Raw genomic sequence first — 20108 nt, forward strand, 5'->3', positions numbered from 1 at the left:
ATAAAATCCCGCCTATCCGTCAGACAGCAGAACTTCTCTCAATTTTTCTCGACTGCTTGCCATCTTTCACCTCGGCGGTTAGGGTTGAGCTTATGAAAACCTCTCACACCCTCATTCAGCTCCGCCAGCACCGCAGCCTGTGCCTCGTCAGCGCACGACTGCCAGGCTGAATCGATCTGCCTCGTCCCCGGTTTTATCCCTAATAAACGCTTTCTGGCAGGCCGCCTCTTCTCGGCCCTACAACAAGGATTCTTCTGATGAGCATGCTCAAAGACCCGTCTTCCAAATACCGCGCGTTCCCCACCATCGACATCCCGGACCGCACCTGGCCGTCGAAAACCATCACCACCGCGCCGATCTGGTGCAGCTCCGACCTGCGTGATGGCAACCAGTCGCTGATCGAGCCAATGGACGCGGTGAAAAAGCTGCGTTTCTGGAAGACCCTGGTAGCCGTTGGCGTGAAGGAAATCGAAGCCTCCTTCCCAGCGGCATCGCAAACCGACTTCGACTTCGTACGCACCCTGATCGAAGACAACCATATCCCCGAGGACACCACCATCCAGGTGCTGACCCAGGGCCGTGAAGACCTGATCGCACGTACCTTCGAGTCCCTGCGCGGTGCCAAAAAAGCCATCGTGCACTTGTACAACGCCACCTCGCCGTCGTTCCGCCGCATTGTGTTCAACCAGGACAAGGACGGCATCAAGGCCATCGCGGTCAACGCGGCCAAGCTGTTCGTCAAATACGCCGCCCAGCAGCCGGAAACCCAGTGGACCTTCGAGTACTCCCCGGAGACCTTCAGCGCCACTGAACTGGAGTTCGCCAAGGAAGTGTGCGACGCGGTGATCGAGGTGTGGAACCCGACACCTGAGCACAAGGTGATCCTCAACCTGCCAGCCACCGTTGAATGTGCCACGCCGAACATCTATGCCGACCAGATCGAGTGGTTCGGTCGCCATATCAATCGTCGTGACAGCGTGATCATCAGCCTGCACACCCACAATGACCGTGGGACTGGCGTGGCCGCCACCGAACTGGGCCTGATGGCCGGCGCAGACCGTGTCGAAGGCTGCCTGTTTGGTAACGGCGAGCGTACCGGTAACGTCGACCTCGTCACCGTGGCACTGAACATGTACACCCAGGGCCTGGACCCGCAGTTGGACTTCTCCGACATCGACGGCGTACGCAAGGTTGTCGAGGAGTGCAACCAGATCCAGGTTCACCCACGTCACCCGTACGTTGGCGACCTGGTGCACACCGCGTTCTCCGGCTCTCACCAAGATGCGATCCGCAAGGGTTTCGCCCAGCAGAAAGACGATGCCCTGTGGGAAGTGCCGTACTTGCCGATCGACCCGGCCGACATCGGCCGCAGCTACGAGGCGGTGATTCGTGTGAACAGTCAGTCAGGCAAAGGCGGCATCGCCTACCTGCTGGAGCAGGAATACGACATCAGCCTGCCGCGTCGCATGCAGATCGAATTCAGCCAGGTGGTGCAGGCCGAAACCGACCGCGTGGGCCTGGAGATGACTGCACCACAGATCTACGCCTTGCTGCAGCGTGAATACCTGCAAGCCAACACCCCGTACGCGCTGGTCAGCCATCGCCTGCAGGAAGAAAACGGCAACAGCTTTGTCGAGGTGGAAGTCTCCGGCAAGGGTCAGGGCGAAACCAACCTGCACTGGAAAGGCAAAGGCAATGGCGCGCTGGAAGCGCTGGTGGCGGGCTTGCCGATTGGTGTGGAGATCATGGACTACAACGAACATGCAATCGGTGCAGGCACCAACGCCAAAGCGGCGGCGTATATCGAGCTGCGCGTGAATGGTGAACGTCCGGTGCACGGCGTGGGGATTGATGAAAACATCACCACGGCGAGCTTCAAAGCGGTGTTCAGTGCGCTGAACCGCTCGTTGAGCCAGTTGGAAGCTAAGGCGGCGTAAACCTGATCGCTGCAATGCAAAAAGCCCCTGAGTTAAAACTCAGGGGCTTTTTTATTAACTATTCGAAATTATACCAAGTGCTTTCCAAGAGGCTTAACGTCTACCTGCTTACCTACTCCAGACATAAATTCTCACGGCATGGATGGAACGTTGAGCTTAGACGCAACCACCCAATGAGCGACCGCAAGGTGAGGAGTACCCTGCATTAATCTCCAAGGGATTGTATTTGCAATAAGCATTGGAGAATCACATGAAACACAGCTATTACTGCAAAAAATCCCCGCAAGAAATCTTCTTTATTGATCCGCAAAAAAATGATCTCGATGAGGGCACTCGCTCATGATTACGATCGTTCCTTCTCATTCAACCAATAATCCTTTTGCCGCGCGCACGCCTGTACCGCAAGCAAGCCCTCAACAGCAAAGGCCAAACGAATGGTCAACGGAAAATAAAGAAAACCTCCCGCCTGCAGACAATAGCGCTCCTGAACGCCTAGGTATAAAAAAAGGGCACACCAAGCTGGCAACGTTCATCTACGAAAAGATGTACACCTCCAAATCGGAAAACGATGATTTTTCCAAAACAATAGCTAAAGAGTATGGCGGCAAGGTAATTACTGCCCCGATGAAAACAATTGATCGAGCATTGACCAAAATAAGTAATGACTACGGTGGAGACATGGGCAAAATCAAAGACCTCACCCGCACGACAGTCATTATCAATAGCGACAAAGTAGACAATGTCGTTTCCGATCTGGAGAAAAAAGGCGGCATCAATATAAAAAGGATTGATGGAAATATAGACCCACTCGGTTACAGCGGCATCAATGCCACCTATAAATCTACGGTCGGCGGCAATTGTGAAATGCAAGTCATCACGCCTGCAATGATCTTCGGAAAGATGAATGCAAGTACCGCCAAATCCATGCTGGGGGAGGACTATTGCAAACGATTGGAAGAAACATCCGGACAAAAAGGAGGTTTGGGGCACAAGTTTTATGAGCAATATCGAACACTTGATCCCAGCAGCACAGAAGCCAAGGACATCGCCCAGCAAAGCAAGAACTACTACGCGGCCATTCGAAGCAGTGAACTTGCCCTCTAAAAGCTAATCCCCCTGATACCTCGCCTGGAAGGTCGAGGTATCAGCAGCTAGCATCACCCCCAATCAGACCAAACGAAACGTGTCGGCGTCCAAACTGGCAGGAAACCGAGTGCGATAATCCACCAGTTCCCCGGCATCCAGACGCACCTGAAAAACCCCATCGGCCTCCCCAGCACTGAGCAATGCCTCCCCCTGGAAATCCAGCACCTGGCTGTCCCCGGTGTAGGTAAAGCCCTTCCCATCCGTACCCACTCGATTCACTGCCGCCACATAGCACAGGTTTTCAATAGCCCGCGCCGGCAGCAGTCGGTTCCAGTGTGAACGCCGCGCACCTGGCCAATTAGCGGTGTACAACAACAGGTCGGTGTCCTGAGCGTCACGGCTCCACACCGGGAAGCGCAGGTCGTAGCAAATCAGCGGGCGAATGCGCCAACCCTTCAACTCGAACTGCACCTGCCGTTCACCCGGTGTGTAGTGGTCGTGCTCGCCGGCCATGCGGAACAGGTGGCGCTTGTCGTAATGCAACACCTCGCCATCCGGCCGTGCCCACAGCAGCCGGTTGCGGTGGCTGCCGTCGGCGGCCTGGATGATCACGCTGCCGGTGATGACGGCGTTGTACTTCGCGGCCTGGGCCTGCAGCCAAAGATGAGTGGGGCCGTGCTCTGGCTCGGCCAGGGTGGACGACTCCATCGAGAAACCGGTGGTGAACATCTCCGGCAATACGATCAGGTCAGCGCCTTTGGCCTGCTCCAGCAGCAGTTCGAAGTGTTCGAGATTGGCCTGACGGTCGTGCCAGGTCAGGCTGGTCTGGACCAGAGCGATATTCAGGTTGGGCAATGTACTCAGATCACGCATAGCTTTTCGGCCGCTTGTTGCAGCGTCTCCTCGCGTTTGGCAAAGCACAGGCGCACCAGGCGCTGGCCTTGGGGTGGTTGCTGGTAGAACACCGAGACCGGGATGGTCGCAACGCCGTGTTCGCGGGTCATCCACAGCGACATGGCGACGTCATCCAGGTCCGGGCGGATCTGCGAGTAATCCACCAGTTGAAAGTATGTGCCGGTCACCCGGGAGAAGCTGAACCGTGACGGTGCCAGCAAGTCGCAGAACAGATCACGCTTGGCCTGGTAGAAGGCTGGCAGTTCGTCGACGTGTTCCGGGTGTTCGGCCATGAAGTCGGCCAAAGCATACTGCAACGGGGTCACGCCGCAGAAGTTGACATATTGATGCACCTTGCGCAGCTCGGCCGTCAGGGCCGGTGGCGCAACCACGTAACCGGTTTTCCAGCCAGTGACGTGGTAGGTCTTGCCGAAGGAACTGACCACAAACGCCCTCTGGTACAACTCTTCATGGGCCAACACGCTGACGTGAGGCACCCCGTCAAACACCAGGTGCTCGTAAACCTCATCGCTTACCAGATAAATATCGCGGTCGCGGATCAGTTCGGCCAACTGGTCCAGTTCGGCACGGCTGATCAGCGCGCCAGTGGGGTTGTGTGGGGTGTTCAGGATAATCATGCGCGTACGCGGTGAGAGCGCGGTCTTGATCTTGTCGAAATCCAGTGCGAAGCCTTGCAGGCTCAACTGCACGTGCACACAACGACCACCGGCCAATTCAACGGAGGGTTCGTAGCTGTCGTAGCTGGGATCAAACACGATGACTTCGTCACCGTTGCGAATCACCGCCTGAATCGCGCAGAAGATCGCCGCGGTTGCACCGGGCGTGATGGTGACTTCGCTGTCCGGGTTGACCCTGGCGCCATAGCTGCGGGCGATCTTGGCCGCCACTTGCTGACGCAGGGCTGGCAGGCCGATCATCGGGGAATATTGGTTATGGCCACTGGCAACGTGTTTGCCCACGGCATCGAGCAAGCCTTGAGGGCCATTGAAGTCGGGAAAGCCTTGGGACAGATTCAGCGCGCCGGTTTCGGCAGCGAGTTGCGACATGGTGGTGAAAATGGTCGTGCCGACATTCGGCAGCTTGCTGGTGATCATCGAAAGGCCCCTGCAGGTGAGCCCCAAGTTTTAAGCTGCCGACTGCATCGGGTCAAGGCACAAACCGTCGCGCACAAAAAAGGGCTCATCAAGAGCCCTTTTTGCGAGGTCGGTATCAGCGCTTGTCGCGGCGCTTCTTGTCGGCCTTCTTGTGGTGAGTCATCAAACGACGCTTCTTGTTCACCTGACGATCCGTCAGCGTGTTCTTGTTGCCTTCGTATGGGTTATCGCCACCTTTGAACTCGATGCGGATCGGCGTACCCACCAGCTTCAAGACACGACGGTAGGTGTTTTCCAGATAACGCACATAGGACTTCGGCACCTTCTCGATCTGGTTACCGTGGATCACGATAATCGGCGGGTTGGCACCACCCAAGTGGGCGTAACGCAGCTTGATCCGGCGGTTGTTGACCATCGGCGGCGCGTGCTCGCCAACGGCATCTTCCAGGATCTGAGTGAGGCGGTTGGTCGGCCAGCGGGTGACCGCGGACTTGAACGAGTTCTGGACGGAGGCGTAGAGGTTGCCCACGCCGGTGCCGTGCAGGGCCGAGATAAAGTGGATATCGGCGAACTCGACGAAGAACAGGCGACGCTGCAACTCGATCTTGACGAAATCGCGCTCGCTTGGCGTCATGCCGTCCCACTTGTTGATCGCGATCACCAGTGCCCGACCGGCCTCCAGGGCAAAGCCCAGCAGGTTGAGGTCGTGGTCCACCACGCCTTCGCGGGCGTCCATCACAAAGATCACCACGTTGGCGTCTTTGATCGCTTGCAGGGTTTTCACCACGGAGAACTTTTCAACTTCCTCGTGGATCTTGCCGCGCTTGCGCACACCAGCGGTGTCGATCAGCGTGTACTTTTCCTCGTTACGTTCGAACGGGATGTAGATGCTGTCACGGGTGGTGCCGGGCTGGTCGTAGACGATTACGCGGTCTTCACCGAGCATGCGGTTGACCAGGGTCGACTTGCCGACGTTCGGACGACCGATGATGGCGATCTTGATACCGTCTTTTTCACTCGGGCCAGGAATGCGCTTGGCTTCCTCACCTTCGGCAACGATTTCTTCTTCGCCCTCTTCTTCCTCGACGTCATCCTTCGGGAAACTGCTCAGGGCAATTTCCAGCATCTGGGTAATACCGCGACCGTGGGCACCGGCGATCGGAATCGCATCACCCAGGCCCATCGGGCTGAACTCAGCACGAGCCAGCTCAGGATCGATGTTGTCGATCTTGTTGGCGACCACGTAGGAACGCTTGTTGCGCTTGCGCAGGTGCTCGCCAATCATCTGGTCGGCAGCGGTGTAGCCCGCACGGGCGTCCACCAGGAACAACACGACGTCGGCTTCTTCAATGGCCAGCAGCGACTGCTCGGCCATTTTTTCGTCCATGCCATGCTCGTCACCGGAGATACCACCGGTGTCGACAATAATGTAGGAGCGCCCTTGCCACTTTGCCTCACCGTATTGGCGATCACGGGTCAGACCGGACAAGTCGCCGACGATGGCGTCGCGAGTCCTGGTCAGGCGGTTGAACAAGGTGGACTTGCCGACGTTAGGTCGGCCCACCAGGGCGATTACGGGAACCATGCGGCTCTCCACTTCGTTATTTCAGAAAATACAAAAGCCGCTGCAAGGCAGCGGCTGGTGCTCGGGGCAGCATATTTAAATGCCGCATGCCCCGCCGAAGCGGGGCCGCCTGGGTTTTACCCCAAGCATAGTTCTTACTTGATGGTCAGGGCTTCCAGCTTGCCGCTGTTGCCAAACACATAAAGCATGTTACCCACGACCAGCGGACGAACACGCAGGCCGTCGCTGTCGATACGTTCGCGGCCGACAAAACGACCGTCCACCTGGCTCAGCAGATGCAGGTAGCCTTCGAAGTCGCCAACGGCTACGTAGCTGGAGAACACTTCCGGGGCCGACAGTTGACGACGAGCCAGGGAGTCGTTGCTCCACAACGCAGTGGTGGAACGCTCGTCGACACTTTCAACGGTGCCAGACGCCAGGCTTACGTAGACGCTGCCAAACCCTTGAGCGACACCGGCATAGCTGGAAGCATCACGCTGCCAGTTGATACGGCCGCTTTGCAGGTCCAGCGCAGCAACGCGCCCTTGGTAGGTGGCCACATAGATGGTCTCGCCGGACAGCAGCAAGCCGCCGTCGATGTCGACCACGCGATCCAACTCGGAACGACCTTGCGGGATCGCCACGCGGGTTTCCCAGGCCGGCACGCCGTTCTGGGTATCCAGGGCCACCACTTTACCGGTGGACAGGCCCGCAACGGCCAGGTTGTTGGTCACAATCGGACCACTGGTACCGCGCAGGGTCAACACCGCCGGGGTGCTGTCGTACAACCAGCGCTGGTTGCCGGTGGCGGCATCCAAACCGATTACACGGTCATCCTGGGTCTGCACCACGACGATATCGCCGTTGGTAGCCGGTGCGGAGAGCACTTCACTGGTCACGCGAGCGCGCCATTTCTCTTCACCGGTGCTGGAGTCCAAGGCAATCACTTCGCCTTTGAGCGTGCCCAGCATCACCATTCCGTAACCCACGCCAACAGCGCCGGATACTGGCAGGTCCAGGTCCTTCTTCCACTTGACGTCGCCGTTCATGCGGTCCATGGAGACCACGACACCGGTGGAATCAGCGGCCACAATGTTGTCGCCGTCGATTGCCGGCTGCAACAGGTTGTAGAGGTCGCCCTGACCATCACCGATGGAGCGGCTCCACTGCTTTTGCAGGACCACTTCTTCCTTGAAGCTGGTCAGCTCGGCCGGAGGCAGTTCTTTTTTGCTGTTGCTGCTGCAACCCGCGGCCAGAACGGCCAGAGCCAGCAATGCTGCATGTTTCCAACGGATCACGTCACGCATCCCCTTTGGCCAAGTCGTCCAGCTTGATTTGTAAGCCACCGACCGCCGCTTCATCAGACAGCGCCGCCTTGGCTTTTTGGTACGCAGCATGGGCTTCGTCGGTACGACCCAATTGGACCAACAGGTCGCCCTTGAGCTCTTCGCGAGTGGCCACAAATGCCTTGTCAGCATCGCCGTCGAGCAGTTTGAGTGCTTCGTCAGCCTTGTTCTGCGCCGCCAATACCTGTGCCAGGCGCTGACGTGCGATTTCACCCAGGGTCGGGTTGGTCGGTTTGTCGGCGATGGCCTTAAGCTCAGTGGCTGCATCATCCAGCTTGCCGGTGTCGACCGCGACTTTCGCGACGAACAGGCTACCGTATTGGGCGTAGGTGCTACCGCCGAATTCGTTTTTCAACTTACCGGCCAAGTCGGCAACCTGCGCAGGGTCAGGCTTGCCGTCCGGGGTCAGCGTGGTTTCCAGCAATTGCTGATAGAGGATCGAGGCACCCTGGGACTGGTTGGCCTGATACTTGTGCCAGGCTTGCCAGCCGAACACCACCACTAAAGCCAGCAGGCCGCCAGTGACCAGGGGCTTGCCGTTACGCTGCCACCAGTCCTTGAACTCGGCCAGTTGCTCATCATCAGTACTCGACACCCCAATACTCCTTAATCGCTAAATTCGGCTGTTCGACAGCTTCAACCCTGCACGACGCAGGTGGCCAGGTGCGCAGCGAGCGCATCAAAGGCAATGTTTTGTTGTTCGCCCTGGCCACGCAGGGGTTTGAAACCTATCACTTGCTGGGCCAGTTCGTCATCGCCGAGGATCAGCGCGTACAGCGCACCGCTCTTGTCAGCCTTCTTGAACTGGCTCTTGAAGCTGCCGGCGCCAGCATTGATCTGCAAGCGCAGGTTCGGCAGTTGGTCGCGTACTTTTTCGCTCAAGGCCAGGGCCGCCAACTCGGCAGCCTCGCCAAAGGCGCACAGGTACACATCCACCTGACGGGAGATTTCTTCCGGGATCTGCTCCAGGGTTTCCAGCAACAGGATCAGCCGCTCGATGCCCATGGCGAAACCCACGCCCGTGGTCGGCTTGCCGCCCATCTGCTCAACCAGGCCATCGTAACGACCACCGGCACACACCGTGCCCTGGGCGCCAAGCTTGTCGGTGACCCACTCGAATACGGTCTTGCTGTAGTAATCGAGGCCGCGTACCAGTTTCGGGTTGATCACGTAGGGAATACCGGCTGCATCCAGACGAGCCTTGAGGCCCTCGAAGTGCGTGCGGGATTCGTCGTCCAGGTAGTCGGCCATCTTCGGCGCATCGACCAGAACAGCCTGGGTGTCGGCGTTCTTGGTGTCCAGCACGCGCAACGGGTTGGTCTTCAGACGGCGCTGACTGTCTTCATCCAACTTGTCCAGATGGGCGGACAGGTATTCGACCAGGGCTTCGCGGTAGCGGCCCCGGGATTCGCTGGTGCCCAGGCTGTTGAGTTCGAGCTTGACCGCGTCGCGGATGCCCAACTGGCCCCATAAGCGCCAGGTCAGCACGATCAACTCGGCATCGATGTCCGGACCGTCCAGGTTGAAGACCTCACAACCGATCTGGTGGAACTGGCGATAACGACCTTTTTGCGGACGCTCGTGGCGGAACATCGGGCCGATGTACCAGAGCTTCTGAGTCTGGCCACCACCGGTGATGCCATGCTCAAGCACGGCGCGCACGCACGCGGCAGTACCTTCCGGACGCAACGTCAGGGAGTCGCCGTTGCGGTCTTCAAAGGTGTACATCTCTTTTTCAACGATGTCGGTCACTTCACCGATGGAGCGCTTGAACAGCTCGGTGAACTCGACGATCGGCATGCGGATCTGCTTGTAACCGTAGTTATCCAGCAAACGCGCGACCGTGTTCTCGAAGTAGCGCCACAGTGGCGTCTGCTCCGGCAGGATATCGTTCATGCCACGAATGGCTTGCAGAGACTTGCTCACATCTAATCCTTAAATTCGTTCTTAGCCGCGCGCGATCAGCGCTGCGTCAGCCGCGACCTTTTCGGCCGCTTTCTCGCGGATCAGCCGTTCAAGCTCATCGACCAGATTGTCATTCGTCAACTTCTGCGCCGGCTTGCCGTCGATGTAGATCAGGTTCGGTGTACCACCGGTCAAACCGATGTGCGCCTCTTTGGCTTCACCCGGCCCGTTGACCACACAACCGATCACCGCAACATCCAGCGGCACCAGCAGGTCTTCGAGGCGTCCTTCAAGATCGTTCATGGTTTTCACCACGTCGAAGTTCTGCCGCGAGCAGCTCGGGCAGGCAATGAAGTTGATGCCACGGGAACGCAAATGCAGGGATTTGAGAATGTCGTAACCGACTTTCACTTCCTCTACCGGGTCTGCCGCCAGGGATATACGGATAGTATCGCCAATCCCTTCGGCGAGCAGCATACCGAGACCCACCGCAGATTTCACTGTGCCTGAACGCAAACCGCCCGCTTCAGTGATACCCAGGTGCAGCGGCTGCACGATTTCCTTGGCCAGCAAGCGGTAGGCTTCTACCGCCATGAACACGTCGGAGGCCTTTACGCTGACCTTGAAGTCCTGGAAATTCAGACGCTCAAGGTGCTCAACATGGCGCAGCGCCGATTCAACCAGCGCCGCCGGGGTGGGCTCGCCGTATTTCTTTTGCAGGTCTTTTTCCAGGGAACCGGCGTTGACGCCGATACGGATTGGAATGCCACGGTCACGGGCAGCGTCTACCACTGCACGCACACGGTCTTCACGACCGATATTGCCCGGGTTGATACGCAAGCAATCCACACCCAGTTCGGCTACGCGCAAGGCGATCTTGTAGTCGAAGTGAATATCGGCAACCAGCGGCACCTTGACCAGTTGCTTGATGCGGCCGAACGCCTCGGCGGCGTCCATATCCGGCACGGAAACCCGCACGATGTCGACGCCGGCCGCTTCCAGACGATTGATCTGGGCAACGGTGGCAGCCACATCATTGGTGTCGCTGTTGGTCATGCTCTGTACCGCGATAGGGGCATCGCCACCCACCGGCACCGAGCCGACCCAGATCTTGCGCGATACGCGACGTTTGATTGGAGATTCGCCGTGCATGACTATTGTCCCAACTTGAGGCGAGCAGTCTCGCCACTGGTGAATGGCGCCACGTCCACAGGCTGGCCGTTATAGGCCACTTGCGCGCCACGGGCATAGCCCAGACGCAGCGTCAAAGGAGGCTTGCCGCCCTGGTCGAGCGTATCTCCCTTACGCTTCAGACCGCTAAACAGCACTTTGCCATTGCCATCGGTGACTTGCGTCCAGCAGTCAGCGATGAAGGTAATCTGGATGTGACCATCGCCGGCGATCAACGCGGGCGCAGCGGGCGCGGCAGCAACAGGAGCAGCCGGGGCGACTGGTGCAGTGACTACTGGAGCCGGCGTCGGTGCAACTGGAGCGGCAGGCGTCGCAGGTACAGCAGCGGTCACGGCAGGGGTGATATCCGCTTGCGGGGCTGGCTGCTCGGTAGTGGCCGGTGCTTGAGGTGTGCCCTGGGCTTCGGTGACAGCCTGGTCTTCCGGCTCATCCAGCGGATGAATCTGGGTGGTGCCGTCGGCGCTTTCGACTTCGACGTGCTCCAGGGCGTTGCTGGTCAGGTCCTTGGTACGCTGGGAGGTCTGGTCTTGCCACCAGACGAAACCGCCGCCGATCACGGCGATCAGCAGCAGGAGACTGACAATGCGCAAAATAGTATGGGAAACCCGTACCGGCTCTTCAATGCGGCCCAGGCCATGGACATTGCTGCCCTGGGAATCGGTACCGGTGAACTGGTCGAATTCCTGGACCAGGACAGCCTGGTCGATGCCCAGCAGCTTGGCGTAGGCACGGATATAGCCGCGGGCAAACGTATGCCCCGGCAGCTTGTCGAACGCGCCGGCTTCCAGGTTGGCCAGTGACGTGCTGGTCAAATTGAGCTTGAGGGCCACTTCTGCCAGCGACCAGCCATTGCTTTCGCGGGCCTGACGCAAGGTCTCGCCTGGGTTTACGCGATTAGCTGCTACAACTTCCGGGTGCGCCGCTTTCATCATTGCTCCGACAGGTATTGCTGATATTCCGGCGTACCGGGATAGAGTCGTTCGAGTTGCTGGCCAAAACGTGCGGCCGTATCGGGTTCTTCATGAACCGTCGCCAGGCGCACACCGAGCAATAGACTACGTGCATTTTGCCCGCTGAGCAGGCTAAAACGCTCGTAATAGTCACGTGCCGGCACATAATGCCTGTCTTCGTAAGACAACTCAGCCATTTCGAGCAAAGCCCGTGGCTGACGACTGTTCAAATGCAGGGCTTTTTCCAACTGCTGGCGGGCGCTATCACGCTGGCCGAGACGCACCGAGGTGACGCCCAGGTTCTCAAGCACACGCGACCGCTCGGGGTAGAGGGTATCGGTAGAGGCTTGCTGAAAATAATGGGACGCCTGGTCATACCGTTTCTGCTCGAACAGAAAGCTGCCGTAGTTGTTCAGCAACCGTGGATCAGCAGGACGGGCGGCCAGGGCCTTGTGGAAATACTGGTCGGCCAGCTCAGGCTCGGCCTGGGCCTGAAACACCAAGGCCAGGGCGGAATTCGCGTCGGCATCATCGCGGTCCAGCTCAAGGGCCTTCTTCAACGGCACCTTGGCCTGCTCGCTCATGCCTTGCCGCAGGTAACCCAAACCCAGTTGCACATAGGCAACTCGCGCCTCGTCACGGCCTTTACCGGTTTGCAAAGGGCTGTCATGGCCCGATGAAACACAACCGGCCGCAAGACCGGTAACAAGCAAGAGCAGCGCAAGGCGCAAGGGCATAGAGATCCTCTCTCAGATTCGATTCACAGCGATTTGCGGCAAATCGTCAGCGGCGTTCAATTCGCGCACGGCGATATAGCGTTCGCTGCGGCGGGTGCGATCCATCACCTGCCCTACCAACTGACCACAGGCCGCGTCGATGTCTTCACCACGGGTGGTGCGCACGGTGACGTTGTAACCGGCCTGGTGCAGTTGATCCTGGAAACGGCGGATAGCGTTGTTGCTCGGCCGCTCGTAGCCAGAATGGGGAAACGGGTTAAACGGAATCAGGTTGATCTTGCACGGGATGTTCTTGAGCAACTCGATCATCTCGACCGCGTGTTCAACCTTGTCGTTGATGTCTTTGAGCAAGGTGTACTCGATGGTCAGCACGCGCTTTTCGCCCAGGGACGACATGTAGCGCTGGCAAGATTCGAGCAGCATCTTAAGCGGATACTTCTTGTTGATCGGCACCAATTGGTTACGCAATGCGTCATTGGGTGCGTGCAGCGACAACGCCAGGGAGACGTCGATGTGCTTGGACAGCTCATCGATCATCGGTACCACGCCGGAGGTCGACAGGGTCACACGGCGCTTGGAGATGCCGTAGCCCAGGTCGTCCATCATCAAGTGCATGGCCGAAACGACGTTGTCGAAGTTCAGCAGCGGCTCACCCATGCCCATCATCACCACGTTGGTGATGGCACGGTCGACGGTCGCCGGGACGCTGCCAAAGGATTTGTTGGCAATCCACACCTGGCCGATCACTTCGGCGGCGGTGAGGTTGCTATTGAAGCCTTGCTTGCCGGTGGAGCAGAAACTGCAGTCCAGGGCACAGCCTGCCTGGGACGAAACGCACAAGGTGCCGCGTTTGCCCTGGGGAATGTATACGGTCTCGACACAGCTGCCGGACGCCACGCGCACCACCCACTTACGGGTGCCGTCGCTGGAGATGTCCTCGCTCACCACTTCAGGACCACGGACCTCAGCAATGGCCTTGAGCTTGTCGCGCAGGGCCTTGCTGACGTTCGTCATGGCGTCGAAATCGTCAACGCCAAAGTGGTGAATCCACTTCATTACCTGACCGGCACGGAAACGCTTCTCCCCGATTGAGTCGAAGAATTTCTCCATTTCCGGCTGAGTCAGACCCAGCAGGTTGGTTTTAACAGTCGATGTAGTCATGGATTCACCCTCACTCTTTTAGCCGATGCTTAGCGAGCGGTTACTTCAGTAGCAGCGAAAAAGTAAGCGATTTCGCGAGCAGCAGCGGCTTCGGAGTCCGAACCGTGAACAGCGTTGGCGTCGATGGACTCAGCGAAGTCAGCACGGATGGTGCCGGCAGCTGCTTCTTTAGGGTTGGTAGCGCCCATCAGCTCACGGTTCAGAGCGATAGCGTTTTCGCCTTCCAGAACCTGAACAACAACAGGACCGGAGATCATGAAGGCAACCAGGTCGCCGAAGAAGCCACGAGCGCTGTGCTCAGCGTAGAAGCCTTCAGCTTCAGCCTTGGACAGTTGCTTGAGTTTCGAAGCTACAACCTTCAGGCCGGCTTTTTCGAAACGAGTGGTGATCTCGCCGATGACGTTTTTTGCAACAGCGTCAGGCTTGATGATGGAGAAAGTACGTTGAACAGCCATGGTGTAACTCCAGAAACGGTAATTTACGAAAAATTAAACCCGCGAATTATACGCGGGTTATTGGGTATTGCCTAACTGCGTAAGGGAGGCGTCAGTCCTGTTCTTCTTTCCAGGCAGTCTGGATAGCTTCCAAGACCTTTTCGCCACCGCGATCCCGCTCATCTTCAAACCCCGGCAAAGCCATGACCATGTCACGCAAAGCGACAAAGTTCAGCGAATAGGGGTCCAGATCCGGATGACCATCAGCCAACAGAATGGCGATTTCTTGTACATCAACCCATTTCAGGCTCATGACATTTCCTTGAATCAATGCGGCGCTTCGGCAGCATGGTTGAGCGAATACTTCGGAATTTCGACAGTGATGTCTTCCGTCCCGACCTTTGCCTGACAGCTTAGGCGCGATTGCGCCTCAAGGCCCCATGCACGATCAAGAAAATCCTCCTCCAGCTCATCCGCTTCTTCAAGGGAGTTGAAACCCTCGCGAATGATGCAATGGCAGGTGGTGCAAGCGCAGACACCGCCGCAGGCACTCTCGATTTCGATGTGGTTGTCATGGGCAACTTCGAGGATGGACTTGCCGGTCTCAGCCTCCACGACCATACCGTCCGGGCAATGCTCGGCGTGTGGCAGAAAAATGACCTGCGGCATTAATTATTCCTCGATTTCATTCAGGTTGCGCCCGGCCAGTGCGGCTTTCACCGTCTGATCCATGCGGCGGGCAGCAAAAGCATCGGTCACTTGCGACAGGCGCTTGGTCTGTTGCTCGATGGCATAACCATCGGTGCCCTTCATCAGTTCGGCCAACTCCTGCATCTGCAGGTCGATGACCATGCGCTCTTCGGCATCCAGCAGACGCTCGCCATCGGCGTCCAAGGCGCCCTGCACGGCTTCAAGCAGGCGCTGGGCATCCACTTGCTGCTCACGCAGCACGCGGGCGACCTTGTCGTCACCGGCATACTGGAACGAGTCCTTGAGCATCTTGGCGATTTCGCCGTCGGTCAGACCGTAGGACGGCTTGACCTGGATGCTGGCCTCAACGCCCGAACCCAGCTCACGCGCAGCTACATTCAGCAGGCCATCGGCGTCAACCTGGAAGGTCACGCGAATCTTCGCAGCACCCGCCACCATCGCCGGGATGCCGCGCAATTCGAAGCGCGCCAGGGATCGGCAATCGCTGATCAGCTCACGTTCGCCCTGCAGCACATGGATCATCATGGCCGTCTGGCCATCTTTGTAGGTGGTGAAGTCCTGGGCGCGGGCGACGGGGATAGTGGTATTGCGTGGAATCACCTTCTCCATCAGGCCGCCCATGGTTTCCAGCCCCAGGGACAACGGAATCACGTCAAGCAGGAGCAGTTCGCCACCATCACGCTTGTTGCCCGCCAACGTGTCGGCCTGGATTGCAGCGCCAATGGCAACGACTTGATCCGGGTCGATTTCCGTCAGCGGCTGACGACCAAAAGCTTCGGCCACTGCCTCACGAACACGTGGTACGCGGGTAGAACCGCCGACCATGACCACGGCACCCACATCTTCCAGCTCGACACCGGAATCACGCACAGCACGACGGCAGGCTTTAAGACTGCGGGCGACCATCGGCTCGATCAACGAATCGAAGGCTTCGCGAGTCAGCTGGGCCGACCAGTTGCCGTAGGACACTTCAACAGATGCCGCATCAGTCAGCGCTTCTTTGGCGGCGCAGGCGGCTTGCAGCAAGTTGCGCTGGGCGCCCGGGTCCAGGTCGGCCGACAAGCCGGCGCTGGTGATGATCCAGCCTGCGATAGCGTGATCGAAGTCATCGCCGCCCAAGGCGCTGTCACCGCCGGTCGCCAACACTTCAAAAACGCCGCCGGTCAGGCGCAGGATCGAGATATCAAAGGTGCCGCCGCCCAGGTCATAGATCGCAACCAAGCCCTCGGCGTGCTGATCCAGGCCATAGGCCACGGCGGCGGCTGTCGGTTCGTTGAGCAAGCGCAGCACATTCAGGCCGGCGAGTTTCGCCGCATCCTTGGTGGCTTGACGCTGGGCGTCGTCGAAATAGGCCGGAACCGTGATCACCGCACCGACCAGTTCGCCACCCAAAGTGGTTTCCGCACGCTGGCGCAGCACCTTGAGAATTTCGGCTGACACTTCCACAGGGCTTTTCGGGCCTTGTACGGTGTCGATGAACGGCATGTGGGATTCGCCGCCGACAAAGCGGTAAGGCAGTTGATCACCCAATTGTTTGACGTCGGACAGACCACGACCCATCAAGCGCTTGACCGACAGCACGGTGTTCAACGGATCGGCAGACGCTGCCCGCTTGGCCGACTCACCCACTTCGGTGCGATCAGCGTGATAGCGCACGGCAGAGGGCAGGATCACCTGGCCATCGGCGTCGGGCAGCGGCTCGGACAGGCCGCTGCGCAAGGCAGCAACCAGGGAATTGGTGGTGCCCAGGTCAATCCCGACCGCCAGGCGACGCTGGTGCGGTTGAGGACTTTGGCCGGGTTCGGCGATTTGCAGTAGGGCCATGGTAATCAGGTCTTATCTGTCTATCAGGCGTGCATCACGGGCAGCACACTGGGTTAATCGTCGAGGCGCTCTTCTAGCTGGCGCACTTCGTAGGTGAGCTTGTCGAGAAACTGCATGCGCCGCATCAGGCGCTCGGCCTGCTCACGTTGCGCTGCGTCATCCCAACAGGCTGCGAAGCTTTCGTTGAGCTCATCCTGGGCCACTTTCAGACGACGCTTGAAGACTGCGACACCTGCCAGATCGGCTTCGTCCTGCAAGTCTTCGAGCTCTTCGCGCCACTGCATCTGTTGCATCAGGAAGTCTGGGTCGTGCACCGTGACTTCCAATGGCAACTCGCCCCCCTTCATCGCGAGCAGGTAACGCGCACGCTTCGGAGGACTTTTGAGGGTCTGATAGGCCTCGTTGAGGCTGGCCGACTGCTCCAGCGCCAGGCGTTGCTCACGCTCGGAAGCATCAGCGAAGCGGTCCGGATGCACCCCACGCGCTAATTCTCGGTAGCGCGTGGCAAGCTGCTCAAGGTCCAGCCGAAAGCTCGGCTGCAGCTCGAATAAAGCGAAATGACAAGGAGTACCCACAAATAGCCTCAGATGTTGAAGCTTTCGCCGCAGCCACACTCACCGCGCACGTTGGGGTTGTTGAACTTGAAGCCTTCGTTCAACCCTTCCTTGACGAAATCGAGTTCGGTGCCGTCGAGATAAGTCAGGCTTTTAGGATCGATGATCACTTTCTCGCCGTGACTTTCGAAGACCTGGTCTTCCGCAACCACCTCGTCGACAAACTCCAGCACATAGGCAAGGCCGGAACAGCCCGTGGTGCGCACACCCAGACGAATCCCCTCACCTTTACCGCGCCCATCCAGGGAGCGCCGCACGTGCCGTGCAGCCGCTTCCGTCATGCTGATAGCCATCGTTGACTCCTTACTCGTCGCCAAATGCTTAGATCAAGCCTTTCTTCTGCTTGTAGTCGCGAACGGCTGCCTTGATGGCATCTTCTGCGAGTACGGAGCAGTGAATTTTCACTGGCGGCAAGGCCAGTTCTTCGGCCAGCTGAGTGTTCTTGATGGTCTCTGCTTCATCCAGAGTCTTGCCTTTCATCCACTCGGTCGCCAGGGAGCTGGAGGCGATCGCCGAACCGCAGCCATAAGTCTTGAACTTGGCATCTTCGATGATGCCCTGCTCGTTGACCTTGATCTGCAGGCGCATCACGTCACCGCACGCCGGAGCGCCGACCATGCCGGTGCCGACATCAGGGTCTTCCGCGTTCATCTTGCCGACGTTGCGCGGGTTTTCGTAGTGGTCGATGACCTTTTCGCTGTAAGCCATGGTACTGAATCCTCACTCATCAGGGCCGCTCTGGAACCCTGTAGAAACGCCTGCGTTTTCCGCCACGTTCCTACAGAGCTGGGGTGGCGGCTTCTATATTTAGTGTGCCGCCCACTCGATCTTGGAAATATCGACACCGTCTTTGAACATGTCCCACAGCGGCGACAGAGTGCGCAGCTTGTTGACGGCTTCGCAGACTTTCTGCGCGGCGTAGTCGACTTGCTCTTCAGTGGTGAAGCGGCCGAAGGTAAAGCGGATCGAGCTGTGTGCCAGCTCGTCGTTGCGGCCCAGGGCACGCAGTACATACGAAGGCTCAAGGGAGGCCGAGGTGCAGGCCGAACCGGACGAAACTGCCAGGTCCTTGAGCGCCATGATCAGCGACTCGCCTTCGACGTAGTTGAAGCTCAAATTCAGGTTGTGCGGTACACGGGCGGTCATGCTGCCGTTGATGTACAGCTCTTCAAGGTTCTCGACCTGCTTGTAGAAGCGATCGCTCAGGGCCTTGATGCGCACGTTTTCGGCAGCCATGTCTTCCTTGGCTACACGGAAGGCTTCGCCCATGCCGACGATCTGGTGGGTCGCCAGGGTACCCGAACGCATGCCGCGCTCGTGACCGCCGCCGTGCATGGTGGCTTCGATACGCACACGCGGTTTACGGCTCACGTACAGGGCACCGATGCCTTTAGGGCCATAAGTCTTGTGGGCAGAGAACGACATCAGGTCGACTTTCAGTTTCGACAGGTCGATATCGACCTTGCCAGTGGACTGAGCGGCGTCGACGTGCAGCAACACACCTTTGGAGCGGGTCAGCTCGCCGATGGCTGCGATGTCGTTGATGGTGCCGATTTCGTTGTTCACGTGGATCACGGAAACCAGGATGGTGTCTTCACGCAGGGCCGCTTCGATCATGGCCGGGGTGACGATACCGTCAGTGGTTGGCTCGAGGTAGGTGACCTCGAAACCTTCACGCTCCAGTTGGCGCATGGTGTCCAGGACAGCCTTGTGCTCAATCTTGGTGGTGATCAGGTGCTTGCCCTTGGTCGCGTAGAAATGCGCGGCGCCCTTGATTGCCAAGTTGTCGGACTCGGTGGCGCCCGAGGTCCAGACGATTTCGCGTGGATCGGCGTTGACCAGATCGGCGACTTGGCGACGAGCGTTCTCGACCGCTTCCTCGGCCTTCCAGCCGAATACGTGGGAACGGGAGGCCGGGTTGCCGAAGTTTCCATCAACCAGCAGGCATTCGCTCATCTTTTGCGCGACACGCGGATCAACCGGGGTGGTCGCTGAGTAATCAAGGTAAATCGGCAATTTCATGGACTTTCTCCTAAATCAGGCTGGCTGGCGTGCCGTTAGCTCTTCGGCTGTCACTCGACGGCGGACGCTTCAATCTTGTCCAGACGCGGCGCCTTGGTGTTGCAACGGCGCTGGTCCTGACGCTGGGCTACTTCTTGCACCTCACGGCGAGTCACAAGATCAGCCAAGCTGATACCACTCAAAAACTCATGGATCTGCAGGCTCAAGTCACACCACAGGTGGTGCGTCAGGCAGGTGTCGCCGGCGTGGCAGTCACCCAGACCCTGGCATTTGGTGGCATCAACGGATTCGTTCACCGCGTCGATCACCTGGGCTACCTGGATACCCTGCATATCGCGGGACAGCTGGTAGCCACCACCTGGCCCACGCACACTGGAAACCAAGTTGCTACGGCGCAATTTGGCGAACAGTTGCTCGAGGTAGGACAGGGAAATGCCTTGGCGCTCGGAGATATCGGCCAGGGACACCGGCCCAGTTTGCGCGTGCAAGGCCAAGTCAAGCATGGCGGTCACCGCGTATCGGCCTTTTGTAGTCAGTCTCATGGACAAGTACCAAGGTGTTTCAGAATGGGAGCGAGTATGCGATTCCCGAGTATTTAAGTCAACTATAAGACCTAG

At 58.4% G+C, this 20108-nt stretch carries 21 protein-coding genes; 2 read left to right on the plus strand and 19 right to left on the minus strand.

Annotated elements, in window-relative coordinates:
- Positions 1–257 precede the first annotated feature (257 nt).
- Together leuA and ACRESD_RS19005 are read left to right on the plus strand one after the other, a co-directional pair.
- Positions 258–1937: a 2-isopropylmalate synthase gene (leuA, locus tag ACRESD_RS19000; RefSeq protein WP_431752320.1), complete on the plus strand. Its 1680-nt coding sequence runs from the start codon at positions 258–260 to the stop codon at positions 1935–1937.
- A 339-nt stretch (positions 1938–2276) separates the two neighbouring features.
- A complete protein-coding gene (locus ACRESD_RS19005) occupies positions 2277–3041 on the plus strand; it encodes a hypothetical protein (RefSeq protein ID WP_431752321.1) in 765 nt (254 codons plus the stop codon).
- Positions 3042–3104: 63 nt separating this feature from the next.
- On the opposite strand, the gene ACRESD_RS19010 is transcribed toward ACRESD_RS19005, so the two are convergent.
- The 19 genes from ACRESD_RS19010 to iscR all read right to left on the minus strand — a co-directional run bounded on the left by ACRESD_RS19010 (position 3105) and on the right by iscR (position 20033).
- On the minus strand, positions 3105–3896 hold the full coding sequence (locus ACRESD_RS19010; protein WP_431752322.1) for an amidohydrolase: 792 nt from the start codon (positions 3894–3896) through the stop codon (positions 3105–3107).
- Entirely contained in the window at positions 3884–5032 is a 1149-nt protein-coding gene (locus tag ACRESD_RS19015) for a pyridoxal phosphate-dependent aminotransferase (RefSeq protein ID WP_431752323.1), read from the minus strand. Before ACRESD_RS19015 ends, ACRESD_RS19010 begins: the two co-directional genes overlap by 13 nt.
- 115 nt (positions 5033–5147) lie before the next feature.
- Positions 5148–6617 carry a ribosome biogenesis GTPase Der gene (gene der / locus ACRESD_RS19020; protein WP_431752324.1) on the minus strand — a complete coding sequence of 490 codons (1470 nt, stop codon included), beginning with the start codon at positions 6615–6617 and terminating at the stop codon, positions 5148–5150.
- A gap of 134 nt (positions 6618–6751) precedes the next feature.
- Positions 6752–7903 carry an outer membrane protein assembly factor BamB gene (gene bamB / locus ACRESD_RS19025; RefSeq protein ID WP_431752325.1) on the minus strand — a complete coding sequence of 384 codons (1152 nt, stop codon included), beginning with the start codon at positions 7901–7903 and terminating at the stop codon, positions 6752–6754.
- On the minus strand, positions 7896–8537 hold the full coding sequence (locus ACRESD_RS19030) for a YfgM family protein (protein WP_017135953.1): 642 nt from the start codon (positions 8535–8537) through the stop codon (positions 7896–7898). Before ACRESD_RS19030 ends, bamB begins: the two co-directional genes overlap by 8 nt.
- 41 nt (positions 8538–8578) lie before the next feature.
- Positions 8579–9868, minus strand: a complete 1290-nt coding sequence (gene hisS / locus ACRESD_RS19035; protein ID WP_431752326.1) for a histidine--tRNA ligase — start codon at positions 9866–9868, stop codon at positions 8579–8581.
- A 21-nt stretch (positions 9869–9889) separates the two neighbouring features.
- Entirely contained in the window at positions 9890–10999 is a 1110-nt protein-coding gene (gene ispG, locus ACRESD_RS19040; protein ID WP_104994745.1) for a flavodoxin-dependent (E)-4-hydroxy-3-methylbut-2-enyl-diphosphate synthase, read from the minus strand.
- A 2-nt stretch (positions 11000–11001) separates the two neighbouring features.
- Entirely contained in the window at positions 11002–11967 is a 966-nt protein-coding gene (locus ACRESD_RS19045) for a RodZ domain-containing protein (protein WP_431752327.1), read from the minus strand.
- Positions 11967–12725, minus strand: a complete 759-nt coding sequence (gene pilW / locus ACRESD_RS19050) for a type IV pilus biogenesis/stability protein PilW (RefSeq protein WP_431752328.1) — start codon at positions 12723–12725, stop codon at positions 11967–11969. The genes ACRESD_RS19045 and pilW overlap by 1 nt, the downstream gene beginning before the upstream one ends.
- A 12-nt stretch (positions 12726–12737) precedes the next feature.
- Positions 12738–13886, minus strand: coding sequence for a 23S rRNA (adenine(2503)-C(2))-methyltransferase RlmN (gene rlmN, locus ACRESD_RS19055; RefSeq protein WP_025859274.1), 1149 nt, complete (start codon positions 13884–13886; stop codon positions 12738–12740).
- Positions 13887–13915: 29 nt separating this feature from the next.
- The gene (gene ndk, locus ACRESD_RS19060) at positions 13916–14341 is read right to left on the minus strand and encodes a nucleoside-diphosphate kinase (protein ID WP_060754319.1); all 426 of its coding nucleotides are present in this window, start codon (positions 14339–14341) and stop codon (positions 13916–13918) included.
- 91 nt (positions 14342–14432) lie between these two features.
- Entirely contained in the window at positions 14433–14633 is a 201-nt protein-coding gene (gene iscX / locus ACRESD_RS19065) for a Fe-S cluster assembly protein IscX (RefSeq protein WP_123715338.1), read from the minus strand.
- A gap of 14 nt (positions 14634–14647) precedes the next feature.
- Positions 14648–14989 carry an ISC system 2Fe-2S type ferredoxin gene (gene fdx, locus ACRESD_RS19070; protein WP_032890689.1) on the minus strand — a complete coding sequence of 114 codons (342 nt, stop codon included), beginning with the start codon at positions 14987–14989 and terminating at the stop codon, positions 14648–14650.
- 3 nt (positions 14990–14992) lie between these two features.
- Positions 14993–16855 (minus strand): Fe-S protein assembly chaperone HscA, encoded by a 1863-nt coding sequence (gene hscA, locus ACRESD_RS19075; RefSeq protein WP_431752329.1) that lies wholly within the window; start codon positions 16853–16855, stop codon positions 14993–14995.
- A 53-nt stretch (positions 16856–16908) separates the two neighbouring features.
- Positions 16909–17430, minus strand: a complete 522-nt coding sequence (gene hscB / locus ACRESD_RS19080; RefSeq protein WP_123715337.1) for a co-chaperone HscB — start codon at positions 17428–17430, stop codon at positions 16909–16911.
- 8 nt (positions 17431–17438) lie between these two features.
- On the minus strand, positions 17439–17762 hold the full coding sequence (gene iscA, locus ACRESD_RS19085; protein ID WP_010565230.1) for an iron-sulfur cluster assembly protein IscA: 324 nt from the start codon (positions 17760–17762) through the stop codon (positions 17439–17441).
- Positions 17763–17790: 28 nt separating this feature from the next.
- Positions 17791–18177 (minus strand): Fe-S cluster assembly scaffold IscU, encoded by a 387-nt coding sequence (gene iscU / locus ACRESD_RS19090; protein ID WP_007929523.1) that lies wholly within the window; start codon positions 18175–18177, stop codon positions 17791–17793.
- 99 nt (positions 18178–18276) lie between these two features.
- Entirely contained in the window at positions 18277–19491 is a 1215-nt protein-coding gene (locus tag ACRESD_RS19095; protein ID WP_431752330.1) for an IscS subfamily cysteine desulfurase, read from the minus strand.
- Between the two features lie 50 nt (positions 19492–19541).
- On the minus strand, positions 19542–20033 hold the full coding sequence (gene iscR / locus ACRESD_RS19100) for a Fe-S cluster assembly transcriptional regulator IscR (RefSeq protein ID WP_003194020.1): 492 nt from the start codon (positions 20031–20033) through the stop codon (positions 19542–19544).
- Positions 20034–20108: the final 75 nt, after the last annotated feature.

It is taken from the genome of Pseudomonas sp. (genome assembly GCF_050739995.1).
Classification (GTDB): domain Bacteria; phylum Pseudomonadota; class Gammaproteobacteria; order Pseudomonadales; family Pseudomonadaceae; genus Aquipseudomonas.